Origin of the sequence: Micromonospora sp. WMMB482 (assembly GCF_019038635.1) — a bacterium.
Classification (GTDB): Bacteria; Actinomycetota; Actinomycetes; order Mycobacteriales; family Micromonosporaceae; genus Micromonospora; species Micromonospora marina.
Genome location: NZ_JAHOPD010000020.1, coordinates 4,541,889 through 4,558,478, shown reverse-complemented (window position 1 = coordinate 4,558,478; position 16,590 = coordinate 4,541,889). Strand labels below are relative to the sequence as shown.

Below are 16,590 nucleotides of genomic sequence, written 5' to 3'. Positions count from 1 at the left end.
AATCGCTCGTTCATCGTGCTCCCTTCGCCGTGGACCGGACCTGCGCGACGGCCCCGGCCGGGGCGACCGGCGCGGCCGGCCGGCCGCCGCTGCCCCGCCCGGCCCGCGCCGCCGCGATCATGTCGGTCGTCGAGCGGCCGTCGAGGTACGGCACGACCACCGTGTGACCGCCCCAGCGGGCCAGGATCTCCGTCTCGGGCAGCGTCTCCGGGCCGCCGCCGCTGGCGTAGTCGCCGCCCTTGACCCAGATGTCCGGGCGCAGCCAGGACAGCGCCGCCTCCGGGGTCGGCTCGTCGAAGATCAGCACCGCGTCGACGCAGCCGAGCGCGGCGAGCAGGCGCCCCCGGTCGCCCTGCGGCACGACCGGACGCTCCGGACCTTTCAGCCCGGCCACGCTGGCGTCGGAATTGAGGCAGACCACCAGGCAATCGCCGAGCTGCCGGGCCGCCTGCAGCGTCGCCACGTGCCCGGCGTGCAGCAGGTCGAAGCAGCCGCCGGTGGCGACCACGGTGCCGCCGGCCGCGCGTACCCGGGCCACCACCTCGCCGGCCGCGCCGGCGCCGATCCGGTCCCCGCCGCCGGTCACCACCGCCGGAGCGACCGCCCGCACCGGCGCGGGCAGCGCGGCGGCCACGCCGCCGCCGGCCACGTACGCCGACGCCTCGGCGACCGCCTCCTGCACCGCCTCGGACACCAGTGCGCCCCGGGCCAGGGCCAGCGTCGCGGTCGACGCGAACCGGTCGCCGGCCCCACAGGTGTCCCCATCCGCGGGCGGCGCCGGCACCACCAGTGGCGTCGACCCGGCGTGGCTGAGCAGCGCGCCGTCCCCGCCGAGCGTCACCGCCACCGCGCGCGCCTGCCAGCGACGGCGCAACGCGTGCGCGCTGCGGGACGCGACGGCCAGACGGGAGCCGCCCGGGGGCGTCTTGGCCAGCTCGCGGGCCTCCGGCTCGTTCGGCGTGGCCAGGTGCACCCCGGGTACGGCGCCGGGCCCGCGTGGATGCGGATCCCAGACCACCGGCGCCCGGGTGGCGGTCAGCGCGGCACGCAGCGCCGGATGCGCCGCCACGCCCCGGCCGTAGTCGCTGACGAGCACCGCGGACGCGTCGGCGATCAGCCGCAGCACGGCGTCGCTCGGCTGACCCGGCGCGCCGGCGCTCCCGCCCCGGTCGTGGCGCAGCAGCACCCGGCCGCGCGCCCGCAGCCGGATCTTCTCCGGGGTGGCGCCGACCAGCGGAAGCGCGTACAACCGGACCCCGGCGGCGGCGAGCAGCGTGCCCAGCCGGGCCCCGCCCGCGTCGTCGGCGACGGCGGTGACCAGCGCGACCTCGGCCCCCTGCGCGGCGGCGAAGACGGCGGCCAGCCCGGCGCCACCGGGCCGGTCGACGGACACGGTCTCGTCCAGCACCGGTACCGGGGAGTCCGGGCAGAGCCGGTTCACCAGACCTTCGACGTCCCGGTCCAGCAGCGTGTCACCGAGCACCACCACCGGTCCCCTCATGCCGGGCCTCCCCGGCCCGCCGGGGCCGTCGGATCCGGCCCGGTGAGGTCCGGCTCGGTGAGGACGACCTCGACACCGGCGCGTACCGGCCCGGCCGCCGGCTCGGCGGCGAGCGCGGCGGGCAACGCCAGTTCGACGTACTCGCAGAGCACGTGCGAGGCCACCAGGTGCAGTTCCTGCACCACCTGCCCGTCCGGCGAGTCGATCGCCAGATGCTCGTGGCAGAGGTCGGCGAGGGGGTTGGGTGCGGGTCCGGTGAAGGCCCAGCAGCGCATGCCGGTCTGGTGGGCGGCGCGGGCGGCGGTGAGGAGGTTGGTGCTGGTGCCGCTGGTGGACATGAGGAGGAGGTGGTCGTGGGGCCGGCCGTGGGCGCGGACCTGCCGGGCGAAGGCTTCGTCGTACCCGTAGTCGTTGGCGATGGCGGTGAGGGCGCTGGTTTCGGCGTGCAGGGCGATGGCGGACAGGGGTTGCCGGTCGTGGCGGAGTTTGCCGACGAGTTCGGCGGTGAGGTGCTGGGCTTCGGCGGCGCTGCCGCCGTTACCGGCCACCAGCAACCGGCCACCGGCGGCGAGCCGCTGCGCCAGTTCCTCACCCCAGCGGGCCAGCATCTGTTCCGCCGCCCGCAGCGGCAGCAGTGCGGCCGCCAGCAGGCTCAGGTGGTCCTCCAGCACCGTTGCGCCGCCGGCCGGCGTCCCGGCCGTCATCAGGCGACCACCCGCGTCGGGCGGCGCACGGCGGCCACCTCGCCGTACAGCTCGGTGAGGCGGTCCGCGGTGGTGGCCCAGGAGTAGCGGGTGCGGGCCCGTTCCAGCGCGGCCGTGGCGTAGGCGAAGCGGCGGATCCGGTCGCCGAGCAGACCCCGGATCGCCGCACCGAGGGCCGCCGGCTCCCGGGGCGGCACCAGGTCGCCGGTGCGTCCGGCGACCACCGTGTCGATCAGCCCGCCGACCGCCGTCGCGACCACGGGTACGCCGCAGGCCATCGCCTCCAGCGGGGTGAGCCCGAACGGCTCGTACCAGGGGGCGGCCACCAGCACGTCCGCCGACCGGTACCAGCGGCCCATCTCCTCCCGGGGGACCGCGCCGACCAGCCGTACCCGGTCGGCGACGCCGAGCGAGTCGGCCAGCGCGCGCAGGCGCAGCGCGTACGGGTCGGTCTCCAGCAGCCCGGCCGGTGGCCCGCCGACCACCACGCACTCGGCATCCGGCACCTCGGCGACGGCCCGGATGACGTCCTGGAAGCCCTTGCGCTCGACCAGCCGGCCGACGGTGAGAATGCGGGCCCGGCCGCCGTCGCGGTCGGCGACCGGGCCGAGCGGGGAGAACGTCGTCAGGTTCACCCCCGACGGCACGACAGTCATCCGGGACCGGGGCACACCCATCCGGACCAGTTCGGCGACCTCGTCCTGGCACTGGGCGACCACCCGGTCCACCGAGCGGCCCAGTCTCCGCTCGTGCTCGACCCGGCCCGGTGGGCTGGTGTCCTGCACGCCCTGGTGGCGACGCTTGACCGTGCCGAGCGCGTGGTACGTCTGCACCATCGGCACGCCGGCGCGGCGGGCCGCGGCGAGACCCGCCAGACCGCTCATCCAGAAGTGCGCGTGCACCACCTCGGGCTGCCAGTCGCCGGTGCGCCACCGGTCGGCCAGCCACTGCCCGAACGCCGGCATGTACGGCAGCAGGTCGTCCTTGGCCACCGGTTCGGCCGGCCCGGCCGGTACGTGCACCACCTCGTAGCCGTCCGGGGTGCGGACGCCCACCGGCAGGTCCACCGCGTCGAGCCGGGTGTGGACGCGCACGTCGTGACCGGCGGCCGCGAGCGCGGCGGAGAGCTCCGCGACATGCGTGTTCTGGCCACCGGCGTCCTCCCCGCCGAGGACGGCGAGCGGGCTGGCATGCTCCGAGATCATCGCGATGCGCATACTTCCTCCTCCAGCAGCCGGTCCCAGTCGGCGAGGAATCGCTCCAGGCCGTAGCGGTCCCGGGCGGCGGCCCGGGCCACGGCACCCGCCCGGCGGGCGGACTCCGGGTCGTCCAGCAGGCCACGGGCGGCGTCGACGAGCGTGTCGACGCGGGTGGACAGCGCGCCCGCGGCCGGTGGCACCGCCTCCACCGCCTCGGTGGTGGCCAGTGCCACCACGGGCATGCCCATGGTCATGGCCTCGATCAGGCTGAGGCCGAGTGAGGTCCAGCGGCACAGGTGCAGGTACGCGCGCCGTTTGGCGAGTTCGGCGTGCATGGCGTGCTGGGGTACGTCGTCGTGGCTGGTCAGCCGGTCCTCGGGCAGGCAGAGGTGAGCGGCGAGACCGTCCACCTTCATCCCGTAGACGTCCAGCGGCGCCAGCGCGGCGAACCGGGCGAGCAGGTCGGTGCCGGTGACCCGCCAGCGGCGTACCGGCTCGTTGACGACCACGGCGAGGCGGTCGAGTTCGCCGGTCCACTCGACCGCCGGTGGCACGACGCCGTGGTCGACCACTGTGGTCCGGGTGCCGCCGTTGTCCCAGAACAGTTCGTTGAACGCGGTCACGTGCGTCAGCAGCAGGTCGTCGCGGTCGGCCATCGGGTGCCGGGTGTTCGGCACGTCGCCCTTCGGGGTGTTGTGCTCGACGTAGATCGCCGGCACGTCCCGGCCCGGCCGGCGGCCGAGCCACTCCGCAGCCAGGTCGAGTTCTTCCGGGCGTTGCAGGATCACCAGGTCGACGTCGCTGTGGCGCAGGTCCTCGGGAGTGACCTCGACGGCGCTGTCCGGCCACGGGTAGGTGCGCGCCCGGCCCAGCCCGTACGGGCCCCGGTCCGGGGTGACCGGCACCAGGTAGCGGTGCTTGCCGTGCACGAAGGACGTCGTCCACGACCCGTGGACGTGCCACAGCAGGATGTTCATCCGGCCACCCCGCCCGCCACCGGCACCGGCACGCCGAGCAGCCGCAACGCCTCCAGCACCCGTCCCGGCTCGACCGCCGACAGGCAGGGGTGCCCGGGGACCGGGCAGGCGGTGGCGCGGGTGTCCCGGCAGGGTGCGCCCGCGTCACCGAGCCGCACGGTCGGCACCCGGTAGGGCCCCCACTGTCCGAACGGCACCGTCGGGGCGAACAGGCTCACCACCGGAACACCGAGCGCGGCGGCCAGGTGCGCCGGGCCGGTGTTGCCGACCACCAGCGCGCCGGCTCCGGAGATCACCGCCGCCAGGTCGTCCAGCCCGGTCCGCCCGCCCAGGTCGACGCCGCCCGCCGCGGCGACGCGCGCGGTCAGGTTCCGCTCGTCCGGCCCGCCGGTGACCACGACCCGGTAACCGGCGGCACCGAGCACGCGGACCACGCGGGTGGCAAGTTCCTCCGGGCAGGCGCGGGTCTCCACCGAGGATCCCGGGTGCAGGACCACGTAGCCGGGTGCTCCGGCGTCGGCCGCGGGCGGCGGAAGCCGGTCGGTGCGGATGCGCAGCGCCGGTTCGTCGTGGTCCGGGAGCGCGAAGCCGGCGGCGGCGGCGAGGGACAGGGCGCGTTCGGGTTCGGGTACGCCGGCCGGGACGCGGTGGCGCACGTCGAGCAGGCTGCCGGGGTAGTCGTCGCTGATCGCGCTGATCCGGGGCACACCGGCCAGGCGCAGCAGCAGGGCGAGCGGCAGGGCGGACTGGTGGAAGGAGGTGAACACGACCGCCTCGTCGGCGCGCACCGCGGCGAGCCGGTCGGTCAGCGCGCGCACGGCGCCGGGGTCGACGGGCGGGGCGGGTGCGTCGATCCACGGCAGCGGCGCCTCGATGATCTCGTCCACGCCGGGGAGCAGTTCGGCGGCGGCCCGGCCGCGTGGCCCGCACAGCAGCACCACCCGCCGCGCCCCGGCCGCGACCGCCCGGATGCCCGGCCCGGTCACCAGCACGTCGCCCGCCGCGTCGCTGCGCACCACGAGCACTGTGTCCGGGCGCGACCGGCGCACGGGCTGCGGCGCGGCCGTCAGGCGCATCCGGGCCAGCACGATGCCTGCCGCGTCCGGCAGGTCGGCGGCGACCGTCGGCGCGGCGGCCACCTCGGCGGCCCGGGTGGCGGGCGTCGGTACCATGATCGCGGCGGCGCCGGCCGCGGCCGCGGCGGCCGTGTCCGCGCCGATGTCCCCGATCAGCACGCACCGGGACGGCGTGGTCCCGAGCGCGGTTGCGGCCTCGTGCACGAGGCCGGGCGCGGGCTTGCGGCAGACGCACCCGTCGGCCTCCGCGTGCGGGCAGATCGCCCAGTGGTCGAAGGGCCCGAGCAGCTCCTCCACCCGGGCGTTGACCAGGCGCAGGTCGTGCGCCGTGAAGCAGCCCCGGGCCAGGCCGGACTGATTCGTCACCACGGCCAGCCGCAACCCGGCCGCCCGCAACCGGTCCAGCGCCTCCCGGGCGCCGGGCACCGGGCGTACCTTCTCCGGGTCGCCGTTGTACGGCACGTCCTCCACCAGCGTGCCGTCGCGGTCCAGCAGCACGGCGTCGTACAGGCCGGACGGGAACCGGTCAGCATCCGGGTCAACCCGGGCTGACCTGCACTGATCGCGCTCCTGGTCCCGTCGCACGGGCGGCGGGTTCCCGAGGCCCCGAGGAGTAAACGTCGACGTCGGCGCCAGGCCCCGCCGGTGCCGCACAGCCGGGTGCACGCCTGCCACGACCGGCCCGGTCCGGCGATACCCGCCGCCCCGGAGAAGCTAACCCGGATCGCCGTTAGCGACGGCCCGCGCCGGGGTACCGCTCGGTGATGGCGGTTGTGGAAAGGGTGATCGACGCTCCCCCGGAGCAGGTCTTCGAGGTGCTCGCGGACGGGTGGACGTACAGCGACTGGGTGGTGGGGACGGTGCACGTGCGGGACGTGGACGACACGTGGCCGCGCGTCGGCAGCAACCTGCACCACCGGGCCGGTCCGTGGCCGTTGTCGCTCCAGGACAAGTCGACGGTGCTGGAGTGCCAGGCGCCGCACCGGCTGGTGCTGCGCGCCGGGCTGTGGCCGGCCGGGGAGGCGATCGTGGCGTTCGTCCTGGAGCCGCTGGACGGCGGCCGGACCCGGGTGACGATCGGCGAGGACTTCGCCGCCGGGCCGCTGCGGTGGGTCCGGACCAAGCTCAACGACCTGGTGCTGCACCTGCGCAACCGGGAGACGCTGGCCCGGCTGTCCGACATCGCGATGCGGCAGAAGCCGGAGCGGTGATCGATCGGTGGCGGGGCGTCCGTGCGGCTGCCCCGCGAGGGACTGGCTACCCTCTCAGGTGAACCTGTCGGCTGACCGAGGATGTCCGTGATGATCGAACCCGTGCAGTTACCCTCCCCGTGGGGGGATGCGCGCCTGACCGTCGTCGTTCCGACCTACAACGAGGCGGGCAACCTCCCGATGCTGGTCGAGCGCCTCCTCGCGCTGCCGCTGCCGGGGCTCAAGGTGCTGGTCGCCGACGACAACTCCCCGGACGGTACCGGCGAGGTCGCCGACAAGCTGGCCATCGAGCACCCGGACCGGGTGACGGTGCTGCACCGCCCGGGCAAGGAGGGCCTCGGCCGGGCGTACGTGGACGGCATCGGCCGTGCCCTCGACGACGGCGCGGACTTCGTCGCGCAGATGGACGCCGACCTGTCGCACCCGCCGGAGGCGCTGCCCGGCATGCTCGGCGCTCTGCTGTCCACCCAGGCGTCGGTGGTCATCGGCTCGCGCTACGTGCCCGGCGGTGAGCTGGACGAGAACTGGCCGCTGTACCGGCGCGCGCTCAGCGGCTGGGCGAACCTGTACGTGCACACGCTGCTGCGGGTACGCATCCGCGACCTCACCGCCGGTTTCAAGATCTGGCAATCCGACGCGCTGCGCGCGATCGGGCTGGACCGGGTGCAGTCAAACGGCTACAGCTTCCAGGTGGAGATGCACTACCTCGCCACCAAGCTCGGCCACACGATCCTGGAGGTGCCGATCCGCTTCGAGGAGCGCCGCGACGGCGACTCGAAGATGACCACCGCCACGAAGATCGAGAGCGCGCTGATGCCGTTCAAGCTGCGCAGCCGGCACCGCAACCTCGACTCCTGACCACTCCCGCACCTCCGCCGTACCCTCACGTCGTGTCACCGTCACCGCGCGTGAGGGCGCGCTCGTCCCGCTACTTTCCCCGTCGGCCCCTTCGCTCTGCAGCCATCGGCGCAGCACCGCCCCGAGCAGGGACGCTTTCCGGGGCACCGTTTCGCCGGGCGCCAGATACGTACACGGTGCGTGACCGATGCGGATGTGGCTGCAGAGCAAAGGCGGCGGTGCGGTTCATACCGCCGGTGCGGCGCCGAACACTCAGCGTGATGCGCAGGAAGAGCTCAGAGTTGTGCGGCGATCGACGATCAGCGATTGGCGCGGTCGAGCGGTCAGCCGATGCCGCTGAGCGCCTCGTCCCGGGCCCGCCCAAGATCTTGGTAGGAAACGGCCCCTATAGGGGCACTTTCGTACCAAGATCTCCGGCAGCTCCCGGGATGTGGACGGCCAATCTCGTCTTCCGAGAACCTGCGCCGGTCCGCGGTCTCCGCGAGCGGCGGTCAGCGGCAGCGGGCGCGTGAGTGGCGGAGATGCGGTCGGGTCAGCGGTAGACGGTGCGGTGGGCGGCGGCGATCGTCCGGGCGTAGACCGCGCCGGTGACGGCCCGGTCGCGGGCCAGCGCCGCTCGCGCCGCGTTCGCCCCCGGCGCGCCGTGGACGCCACCGCCGGGGTGGGCGGAGGCGCTGGCCAGGTAGAGCCGGTCCACCGGGGTGTCGGCCCGGCCCAGGCCGGGGATCGGCCGCAGGAACAACTGCTGGTACGCGGCGGCGGTGCCGCCGCCCAGCGCTCCTCCGACCAGGCTCGGCTCGGCGGCCTCCAGGTCGGCCGGCCCGGCCACGTGCCGCCCGACGATCGACGCCCGGAAACCCGGCGCCGCCGCCTCCAGCACCTCCTCCATCCGCTCCACGTGCTCCGCCACCTCCTCGGCCCGCCAGTTCCGCCGGAACGGCAGGTGGGTGTAGGACCAGAGCGACTCGGTGCCGGGCGGTGAGTGGCTCGGGTCCGCCACCGACATCTGCCCCACCAGCAGGAACGGATCCCGTGGCAGCTCGCCGCGGGCCAGCTCGGCCGCGTACGTGGTGAGGCCGTCGAGGTCGGCGCCCAGGTGCACGGTGCCCGCGCCGGCCAGGTCGCGGTTCCTCCACGGCACCGGCGCGGACAGCGCCCAGTCGACCTTGAGCGTGGAGCCGTCCCACTTGAAGTGCGCCAGGTCCTCGACCATCCGGGGCGGCAACGCCGCCGCGCCGACCAGGTCGAGGAAGAGCGCCGGCGCGGGCACGTCGGCGAGCACCGCACGCCGGGCCCGCCAGTCGGTGCCGCCCGCGGTGCGTACGCCCATCGCCCGGCCCCGGGCGGTGAGCACCCGCTCGACCCGGGCACCGTACGTGATCCGCCCGCCCCGCTCGACCAGCCGGGCGACGAGCGCATCGGTGATCCGCTGGGCGCCGCCCACCGGCACCGGCCAGCCCACCTGCTGGCCGAGCATGGCGAGCAGCCAGCCGTACACCCCGGAGCCGGCCTCCTCCGGTGACAGGTCGGTGTGCAGGGCGCATCCGGCCAGCAGGACCGTGCCGCCCTCGCCCTCGAACAGCTCCGCGCCGAGCTTGCGGACCGGCAGCACGAGGCGGCGGGCGAGCCGGAGCGCGCCGCCGACCCGCAGCTGCCGCAGCAGGCCCAGCCCGCCGCGTACCGGTGGGAACGGCGTGGTGATGGTCCGCAGCATCGGCTCGGCGACCTGGCACCAGTCGGCGTACGCGTGCCGCCAGCGCTCCCCGTCGCCGGGGGCGAACGCCTCCATCGACGCGGCGGTGGTGTCCAGGTCGCGGTTGACCACCGCGGCCCGCCCGTCCGGCAGCAGGTGCGCCAGCACGTCCGGCGCGTGCGTCCAGGACAGGCCGTGCCGTTCCAGGTCCAGCCCGTCGAGCACCGGGGAGGCGTAGCCGAGCGGGTAGAAGGAGCTGTAGAGGTCGCTGAGGTAACCGGGCGCGGTCACGTACGCGGAGCGGACGGCCCCGCCGGGCGCCTCGGTGGCCTCCAGGACGTCGACGTCCCAGCCGGCGTCCACCAGCAGGTTCGCGGCCACCAGCCCGTTGTGTCCGGCCCCGATGACGACGGCGTCGGCAGTCGAGGTCATCAGATCCGCCTACCCGGCCGGTCACCTGGCGAAACGCGTTTGCCCCGCCCGTGCCTGGGCAAGCACGGCCGCATGTACACGGTTGCGCAGCTCATCGGTGGAGTGTGGGGCGCCGGCGGCGAGGGCGGCGAACTGGTCGTCCACGATCCCGCGGACTCCTCGCCGGTGACCCGTACGCCGGTGGCCACCGCCGACGAGGTGGCCAAGGCGGTGGCGGCGGCCCGGGGCGCGGCGGCGGAGTGGGCGGCGACCGCACCCGCGGACCGGGCCGCGGCGCTGCACCGGGCGGCGGACGCGGTCGAGGCGGCGGCCGGGGAACTGGCCGAGGCGACCACAGCGGAGATGGGCAAGCCGCTCGACGACGCGCGGGGCGGGGTGGCGGCGGGCGTCGGCACGCTGCGACAGTACGCCGAACTGGCCCCGGTGCGGGGCGGCCGGACGCTGCACGGCGCGCACGACGCGCTGGACTTCATGGCCCCCGGACCGCGCGGCGTGGTCGGCGCGATCACGCCGTGGAACGACCCGGTGGCGGTGTCCTGCGGCCTGCTCGGCGCGGCACTGGTCACCGGCAACGTGGTGGTCTACAAGCCGAGCGAGCGGACCCCCGCCACCGGCTGGCTGCTCGCCCGGGCGCTGGACTCGGCGCTGCCCGCCGGGGTGCTGTCGCTGCTCACCGGCGGCGGCGAGGTGGGCGCCGCGCTCGCCGCGCAGGAGCTGGACGTGATCGCCCACGTCGGCTCCACCGCCACCGGGCGGGTGATCGCCGCCGCGGGCGCGCGTACCGGGGCGAAGGTGCTGCTGGAGAACGGCGGCAGCGACCCGCTCGTGGTGGACGCGGACGTCGACCCGGTCTGGGCGGCCGAACAGGCGGCGCTGGGCTGTTTCGCCAACGCCGGTCAGATCTGCGTGGCGGTGGAGCGGATCTACGTGCACCGCGACGTCGCCGAGGGCTTCCTGGACGCGCTCGTGGCGCGCGCCGAGACGCTCACCGTGGGCCCCGGCCGCGACCCGGGCACGCAGCTCGCGCCGCTTGTGGACCGGCGGCACCGGGACCACGTGCACGGGCAGGTCACCGCCGCGCTCGCCGACGGGGCCCGGGTACGCACCGGCGGCGCGCTGCCGGACGGGCCCGGCGCGTTCTACCCGGCCACCGTCGTCGAGGGCTGCCGCCACGACATGACGCTGGTCCGCGAGGAGACGTTCGGGCCGGTCGCCCCCGTGGTGGTGGTCGACTCCTTCACCGAGGGGCTGCGTTGCGCGGCCGACTCCCCGTACGGCCTGGCCGCCACCGTGCTGACCGGCTCGATGAGCCACGCCCAGCGCGCCTGGCGGGAACTGCCGGTCGGCACCGTGAAGATCAACTCCGTGTTCGGCGGGGCGCCCGGCGGCGCAGCCCAGCCGCGCCGGGGCAGTGGCCAGGGATTCGGGTACGGCCCGGAACTGCTGGACGAGTTCAGCACCGTCAAGGCGGTGCACCTGGAGGCGCCGGGCGGCGGCCACTGGTGAGACGGCACGAAGCGAGCCCGGGACCGAGGCGGTCCCGGGCTCGACGCGTATCCCCAGCGGTCAGCGACCTCCGCGAGCCTTGCGGGTCGCGTTGTCGTTGGCCTTCTCGATCGCCTTGACCAGTTCCGGCTTGGTCATCCGGGACCGGCCGCGCACGTCCAGTTTCTTCGCCACCTCCATGAGGTGGTCCTTGCTGGCGTTGGCGTCCACCCCGCCGGCCGTGTCGGCACGACGGGCCGGGCCGCCGCCCGCGGCCTGCTTGTCGCTGGGCCCCTTGCGGCCCTTCGGCTCCCAGTGGTCGCCCACCTTCTCGAACTCGTGCTTGACCGCGGCGAAGGCGGTGCGGTGCGCCCGCTCCCCCTCGCCGTACGTCTCGACCGCCGAGTCGTGCGTCTTCTCCCAGGTCCGCTGCGCCTTCGCCGGGGAGCGCCGCAGCGTGCTGGGCAGTACCTCGCGCCCGGGCATCTCGTCCTCCTGGAGTGTCGATCGGGTATCTGCAGTGGTTCCCTGCCGCCCGGCAGGCAAACCGGCACCCGGTTTGTCGATTTCTCCCCGGGGGTACCGCCCGCCCACACCCGGTGGCGGGCCTGGAGGAGGCGGACATGACCGTGACGACACCCCGGACGGCCGGCGGCCGGACGCGGTCGCGCCTGCCCCGCCGGATCCGCCAGCTCAACTGGCACACCTGGCGCGGTGTGCTGGTGCGCAGCGGCAAGGGTTTCGTCACCGACAACTGCGCCGACTGGGCGGCGGCGCTCACCTACTACGGGGTGCTGGCCCTGTTCCCGTCCACGATCGTGGTGGTCGCGCTGGTCGGCCTGGTCTCCGACGGCCCGCGCACCGTCGACACCGTGATCGACCTGGCCAGGGAGATCGGCGCCGGCTCGGTCGTCGGCAACGACGCGTTCGTGGGCGTGGTGCGCAACGTGGTCGAGCAGCAGGGCTCGGCGAAGGTGCTGCTCAGCTTCGGTCTGCTCGGCGCGCTCTGGTCCGCGTCCGGGTTCATCGGCGCGTTCACCCGAGCCTCCAACGCGATCTACGCGGTACGGGAGGGCCGGCCGTTCTACCGGCTGCGCCCGTTGCAGATCGGCATGGCCGCGGTGACCATCGTGCTGCTGGCGGTGGTGGCCACCGGGCTGATCGTCAGCGGCCCGGTCACCGACGCGGTGGGCGACCTGCTGAACGCCGGGACGGTGGCCCGCACGACGTGGTCGGTGGCGAAGTGGCCGCTGCTCGCCGTGGTCGCCATGACGTTGCTGTCTCTGCTGTTCTGGATCGCGCCGAACGTCCGCCAGCCGCGGTTCCGCTGGCTCACCCCGGGCGGGGCGCTGGCGCTCGTGGCCTGGGTGCTGGTCTCCTTCGGCTTCGGCGTGTACGTGGCCAACTTCGGCTCGTACGACGTCACGTACGGCAGCCTCGGCGCGGTCATCGCGTTCCTGGTGTGGCTCTATCTGTCCAACTGCGCGCTGATGCTCGGCGTGCAGGTCAACGCCGAGCTGCAACGCGGGCGGGCGATGCAGGCCGGGGTCGAGGAGCCGGACGATCCGGTGCTGCCGCCGCGCGCCCCGGCCGACGACGAGAAGACCGGCGACGAGAAGACCGGCGCGGAGAAGGCGGGCGACCGGTTGCCGCCCGGATGACCGGCTCCTCCGGCCCGCGTCGGTTTACCGGCGGCCCCCCGGGGCATCTCCCAAGGCATGGAACGTGGCAGCAGCAAGCACTCGCCCAGGGTCGACGACCAGATGAGCAGCGAGGTCAGCGGTCTCGTCCAGGGATCTGGCACCGGAGGCTCGCGGGCCGAGGAGTTCCGGATCCCCGAACCGGCCGGCGAGGACCAGCCGGAGGCCACCACGGCCCCGGCCGGGGAGCTGCGCAGCGGCGCGCCGCAGGGCATGAGCTCCGAGGACGTCGAGGCGCGCAGCCGCCTGGGACGGTTCATCACGATGACCGCCCTGCCCGGTGACCGGGAGGCGCTGCTGGCCAACGCGCGGGAGAACGAGGCGCCGACGGACATCGTCGCCGCCCTGGAGACCCTGCCCGAGGGCACCCGTTACCAGACGATCTCCGAGGTGTGGGCCGCCCTCGGGCACAGGAACGAAACGACGCGCTGGTGAGCGGGCCGGCCCACGGCCCGTACGAGACAGACCGGCGGAACAGGAGGAACCCCGACATGAGCGGCGTTACCGAGCACGTGGACGTTGACGTACCGATCCGGACCGCGTACGACCAGTGGACCCAGTTCGAGGAGTTCCCGCACTTCATGGAGGGTGTGCAGGAGGTCCGGCAGCTCTCGGACACGATGACCCACTGGACCGTCGAGATCGCGGGCGTGAAGCGCGAGTTCGACGCCGAGATCACCGAGCAGTTGCCGGACGAGCGGGTGGCCTGGCGCTCCACCGGGGGCACCCAGCAGGCGGGCGTCGTGACCTTCCACCGCCTCGACGAGGGGCACACCCGGGTCACGCTCCAGATGGAGTTCGAGCCGCACGGCGTGGTCGAGCAGGCCGGCGACAAGCTGGGCGTGGTCGACCGGCGCGCCAAGGGCGACCTGGAGCGGTTCAAGCAGTTCATCGAGCGGCGCGGTCAGGAGACCGGCGCCTGGCGCGGATCGGTGGACCGGCCGACCCCCTGACCCGTCCCCCCGTACCCGAGCCTCGATGGCCGCCGGTTCGCCGGCGGCCATCGCCGTGCCCGGCCGTTTGCGATCATCCGGTCCGGGTACCGCAGGGGAATGACCGACAACGACCGCCACGTGTGGCGCGACGAGGACCGTACTCCCCTGCACGAGCTGGACCAGGCCGTGGCCCGGTCGGCCACGGACGGCCAGGGCGACGACGTCACCGCCAACGACGCCGGCCAGGAGGCCGCCTTCGGCCACGGCCCGGAGGCGGTGGACCGGGGCGCCGGCCCGGAGGCCGAGCGGCGTGAGATGACCGATGCGGACCGGGCCTACCGGCCGTCGACGATCGGGCGGACCGGCCCGGACAGCATGTGATGCCGGTGGCTGCGGGCATCGGTGCCACTGCCCGCAGCCACCGGATTCATGCTCGGCCGAAACGACAAAAAGTGCGGTACGGACGGCCGGGAAAACGGACAGCCCATCCAGAATCGGCCGAACGGCTGACGGCACTCCCCCCGATGCGCGCAAGACTTTCGGGATGCAACAGGGCTCCGGTTTCCTCTCCAACCGTCAGCGCAAGCTCGCCTGGCTGGGCTTCCTGCTCGCCGCGATCCAGGCTCCGGTCTCCGCCCGGTTCACCGAGGACAGCTCCTGGCTGTTCAGCCTGGTGGTGGCGCTGATGGTCGCGACCGTGATCATCGCCGACGACGGCGCGCGCCGCCGCCCGGCCGTCGACTGAGTCAGCTCGTGCCGGGGCGCGCCTCGTGCCCCGGCATCCCCCGGCTGCGGCGGCGCTCCTTCATCTCCGCCTCGTAGAGGTGCCGCCGGCCCTCGACCAGCTCGTCGCGGGCCTGCCGGTCCAGCTCCCGGAAGAGGGCGTAGTACCCGTCGTCGAAGTCCTCGACGATCTGGAACGTCCACCGTCCTGCGATGACGTTGCGGCCGAGCAGGTCCCGGTCGATCCGCTCGGCGAGCGCCGGATGACCGGCGGCGCGGAGCATCTCCACCGCGTCGTCGAGCATCAGGTCGGCGTGGCCGATGAGCTGGTGCAGCTCGTACAGGTGGCCGCGGGCCCGCTCGACGCACTCCAGGGCCTCGCTGAGCCTGCCCAGCGCCTCGACCGTGGCGTCACTCACTCCCTCCGGGCGCCGGTGTGCCCGGTCCGGTCCGTCGGCCCGCTGTCCCATCGTGTCCCTCCGTGACCCCGGTCGCGTGGTCTGCGTACCGGACTTCTGCCCCCGCACGGGCGACTCAATCCCGCCGGACGACGCGACGGCTCCCCCGGACGACCCGGGCATCCCCCGCTCGGCCGAGGCCGGCCCCCGGCGGGCGGCGTTAGCCTCGGACACCATGCGCGTGCCGAACAACCGGGTCGCGACCCGCCGCTCCGCGGCCGTGGCCGTGCGGACGACCCTCACCTCGCTGACCGCCGCCGTCGGCACCGCCGGCCTCGCCGCGGCCCGCGCGAACCCCGGGCTGCTCGCCGAGGTCGACCAGCACGCCGCCGGGGTACGCGACAGCCTCGGCGGTGACCGCCGCCCGCTCACAGTGGCGGCGCTCGCTGGGTACGCCGAAGGTATGCGCGAGGCGGCGGCCGAGCACGGCTGGACGCCGCCGGACGAGCCGGTCGACTGGTCCGAGGCGGACTGGACGCTCACCCGCCTGCTCGCGGTCTGCCTGCTGGCCCGCAGGCTGGACCCGCGCCACCTGGCCTGACCCGGAACACGGCTACGGGGCGCCCGCGATCGCCCCGCGGACACCCCGTCACCCGTTGCCGTCAGCCGCCCGGCCGGCGGAACTGCTGCGTCTCGTCGCCCGCCTCGCCGGAGCGGTACGTGCCCGCGCCCGACATGGACGACTGCTGCTGCGCCGCCGGCGTCGGTTGCCCGCCCCGGTCGGCCATCCGGCGTTCGTAGTCGCCCCGGCCGGCCTGCTGGGCCTGCCGCTGCTCCCGGAACGCCCGGGACTCCTCGGCGGCCCGGTGCAGCCAGCCGTCCCAGCGGTCCTGCATCGGCTTGATCAGACCACCACCGACACCGACGATCAGGATGCCGGCCACGGTGCCGAGGAACGCGATCAGCACCGGCGTGGTCACCGTGGTGGCGATGCCCACCTGGTTCAGTGCGGCGATGATGCCGAGCGCCAGGATGAAGATCGCCGTCACGTCGGCCAGCACCCGGCCGTACGAGAGCCCGCCCAGCGCGCCGGAGACCAGGTCCCGGACGGCGTTGGCGATGGCGGCGGCGATCACCACGATCACGATCGCCACGAAGGCCCGTGGCAGCCAGGACACCACCCCGCGGATCAGGTCGCTGATCGCGTTGGGCCCCCACACCCCGAAGGCGAACTGCAGGGTGAACAGCAGGACCGCGTAGTAGGCCAGTCTGGCCAGGATGTCGCTGGCGTCGTACTTGGTGCGTTCCAGGGCCCGTTTGATCCCGCCGCGTTCGACGGCCCGGTCGAACCCGACTCGTTCCAGTGCCGCGTCCACGATTTTGAGGACGGCTCGGGCGATGAGCCAACCCACGACGAGGATCGCGATGAACGCGATCGCCCGCGGTACGAAGAGCAGCACCGACCTCCAGAAGTCGGTCCAGGCCGCACTGATGTCGACCTGCCCGACCGCGAGGGTTTTCGGCATGATGTCCCTCCTGTCGCGTGAACTGCGCCGCCCGCATACCCGGTGGCCTGGGCAGCACGCCGGGCCGGACCGGGGCAATTTCCCGACATGCCCGCCGAACTGGCCCTGACCTGCCCGAACATCCGCTCCGCAGGGCGGCCGCACCCGCCACGGACGCATGATCGGAACCAGC

General features: G+C 74.4%; 18 protein-coding genes. 9 read left to right on the top strand and 9 right to left on the bottom strand.

Annotated elements, in window-relative coordinates; all coding sequences use genetic code 11:
* Positions 1-10: 10 nt before the first annotated feature.
* The 5 genes from KSK32_RS22645 to KSK32_RS22625 are packed head-to-tail and all read right to left on the bottom strand — an operon-like array spanning position 11 to position 6,042.
* The gene (locus KSK32_RS22645; RefSeq protein ID WP_216933016.1) at positions 11-1,501 is read right to left on the bottom strand and encodes a PfkB family carbohydrate kinase; all 1,491 of its coding nucleotides are present in this window, start codon (positions 1,499-1,501) and stop codon (positions 11-13) included.
* Entirely contained in the window at positions 1,498-2,205 is a 708-nt protein-coding gene (locus KSK32_RS22640; RefSeq protein WP_216933015.1) for an SIS domain-containing protein, read from the bottom strand. The genes KSK32_RS22645 and KSK32_RS22640 overlap by 4 nt, the downstream gene beginning before the upstream one ends.
* Positions 2,205-3,422 carry a glycosyltransferase gene (locus KSK32_RS22635; RefSeq protein ID WP_216933014.1) on the bottom strand — a complete coding sequence of 406 codons (1,218 nt, stop codon included), beginning with the start codon at positions 3,420-3,422 and terminating at the stop codon, positions 2,205-2,207. The genes KSK32_RS22640 and KSK32_RS22635 overlap by 1 nt, the downstream gene beginning before the upstream one ends.
* On the bottom strand, positions 3,407-4,381 hold the full coding sequence (locus KSK32_RS22630) for a glycosyltransferase (protein WP_216933013.1): 975 nt from the start codon (positions 4,379-4,381) through the stop codon (positions 3,407-3,409). The genes KSK32_RS22635 and KSK32_RS22630 overlap by 16 nt, the downstream gene beginning before the upstream one ends.
* Positions 4,378-6,042: an HAD-IIIA family hydrolase gene (locus KSK32_RS22625; RefSeq protein ID WP_216933012.1), complete on the bottom strand. Its 1,665-nt coding sequence runs from the start codon at positions 6,040-6,042 to the stop codon at positions 4,378-4,380. The genes KSK32_RS22630 and KSK32_RS22625 overlap by 4 nt, the downstream gene beginning before the upstream one ends.
* A 179-nt stretch (positions 6,043-6,221) precedes the next feature.
* On the opposite strand from KSK32_RS22625, the gene KSK32_RS22620 reads away from it, so the two are divergent.
* Complete coding sequence (locus KSK32_RS22620; RefSeq protein WP_216933011.1) at positions 6,222-6,668, top strand: SRPBCC family protein; 447 nt, start codon at positions 6,222-6,224, stop codon at positions 6,666-6,668.
* A 90-nt stretch (positions 6,669-6,758) separates the two neighbouring features.
* Positions 6,759-7,526 (top strand): polyprenol monophosphomannose synthase, encoded by a 768-nt coding sequence (locus tag KSK32_RS22615; RefSeq protein ID WP_216933010.1) that lies wholly within the window; start codon positions 6,759-6,761, stop codon positions 7,524-7,526.
* Between the two features lie 532 nt (positions 7,527-8,058).
* Here KSK32_RS22615 and KSK32_RS22610 read toward each other — a convergent pair.
* A complete protein-coding gene (locus tag KSK32_RS22610) occupies positions 8,059-9,651 on the bottom strand; it encodes an NAD(P)/FAD-dependent oxidoreductase (protein ID WP_216933009.1) in 1,593 nt (530 codons plus the stop codon).
* A 72-nt stretch (positions 9,652-9,723) separates the two neighbouring features.
* On the opposite strand from KSK32_RS22610, the gene KSK32_RS22605 reads away from it, so the two are divergent.
* A complete protein-coding gene (locus KSK32_RS22605) occupies positions 9,724-11,157 on the top strand; it encodes an aldehyde dehydrogenase (RefSeq protein ID WP_216933008.1) in 1,434 nt (477 codons plus the stop codon).
* 60 nt (positions 11,158-11,217) lie between these two features.
* Here KSK32_RS22605 and KSK32_RS22600 read toward each other — a convergent pair whose 3' ends face one another.
* Positions 11,218-11,622 (bottom strand): ChaB family protein, encoded by a 405-nt coding sequence (locus KSK32_RS22600; RefSeq protein ID WP_216933007.1) that lies wholly within the window; start codon positions 11,620-11,622, stop codon positions 11,218-11,220.
* Between the two features lie 137 nt (positions 11,623-11,759).
* On the opposite strand from KSK32_RS22600, the gene KSK32_RS22595 reads away from it, so the two are divergent.
* The 5 genes from KSK32_RS22595 (at position 11,760) to KSK32_RS22575 (ending at position 14,516) form a co-directional block, all read left to right on the top strand.
* The gene (locus KSK32_RS22595) at positions 11,760-12,797 is read left to right on the top strand and encodes a YihY/virulence factor BrkB family protein (protein ID WP_216933006.1); all 1,038 of its coding nucleotides are present in this window, start codon (positions 11,760-11,762) and stop codon (positions 12,795-12,797) included.
* 57 nt (positions 12,798-12,854) lie between these two features.
* A complete protein-coding gene (locus tag KSK32_RS22590) occupies positions 12,855-13,271 on the top strand; it encodes a DUF2795 domain-containing protein (protein WP_216933005.1) in 417 nt (138 codons plus the stop codon).
* A gap of 56 nt (positions 13,272-13,327) precedes the next feature.
* Complete coding sequence (locus KSK32_RS22585) at positions 13,328-13,789, top strand: SRPBCC family protein (RefSeq protein ID WP_216933004.1); 462 nt, start codon at positions 13,328-13,330, stop codon at positions 13,787-13,789.
* Between the two features lie 99 nt (positions 13,790-13,888).
* On the top strand, positions 13,889-14,152 hold the full coding sequence (locus KSK32_RS22580; protein ID WP_091048613.1) for a hypothetical protein: 264 nt from the start codon (positions 13,889-13,891) through the stop codon (positions 14,150-14,152).
* 163 nt (positions 14,153-14,315) lie between these two features.
* Positions 14,316-14,516 carry a hypothetical protein gene (locus KSK32_RS22575; RefSeq protein ID WP_216933003.1) on the top strand — a complete coding sequence of 67 codons (201 nt, stop codon included), beginning with the start codon at positions 14,316-14,318 and terminating at the stop codon, positions 14,514-14,516.
* Between the two features lies 1 nt (position 14,517).
* On the opposite strand, the gene KSK32_RS22570 is transcribed toward KSK32_RS22575, so the two are convergent.
* Positions 14,518-14,964, bottom strand: coding sequence for a hypothetical protein (locus KSK32_RS22570; protein ID WP_216933002.1), 447 nt, complete (start codon positions 14,962-14,964; stop codon positions 14,518-14,520).
* Positions 14,965-15,127: 163 nt separating this feature from the next.
* Here KSK32_RS22570 and KSK32_RS22565 point away from each other — a divergent pair, with 163 nt between their 5' ends.
* The gene (locus tag KSK32_RS22565) at positions 15,128-15,493 is read left to right on the top strand and encodes a DUF6401 family natural product biosynthesis protein (RefSeq protein ID WP_216933001.1); all 366 of its coding nucleotides are present in this window, start codon (positions 15,128-15,130) and stop codon (positions 15,491-15,493) included.
* 61 nt (positions 15,494-15,554) lie between these two features.
* On the opposite strand, the gene KSK32_RS22560 is transcribed toward KSK32_RS22565, so the two are convergent.
* On the bottom strand, positions 15,555-16,418 hold the full coding sequence (locus KSK32_RS22560) for a hypothetical protein (protein WP_216933000.1): 864 nt from the start codon (positions 16,416-16,418) through the stop codon (positions 15,555-15,557).
* Between the last annotated feature and the right edge of the window lie 172 nt (positions 16,419-16,590).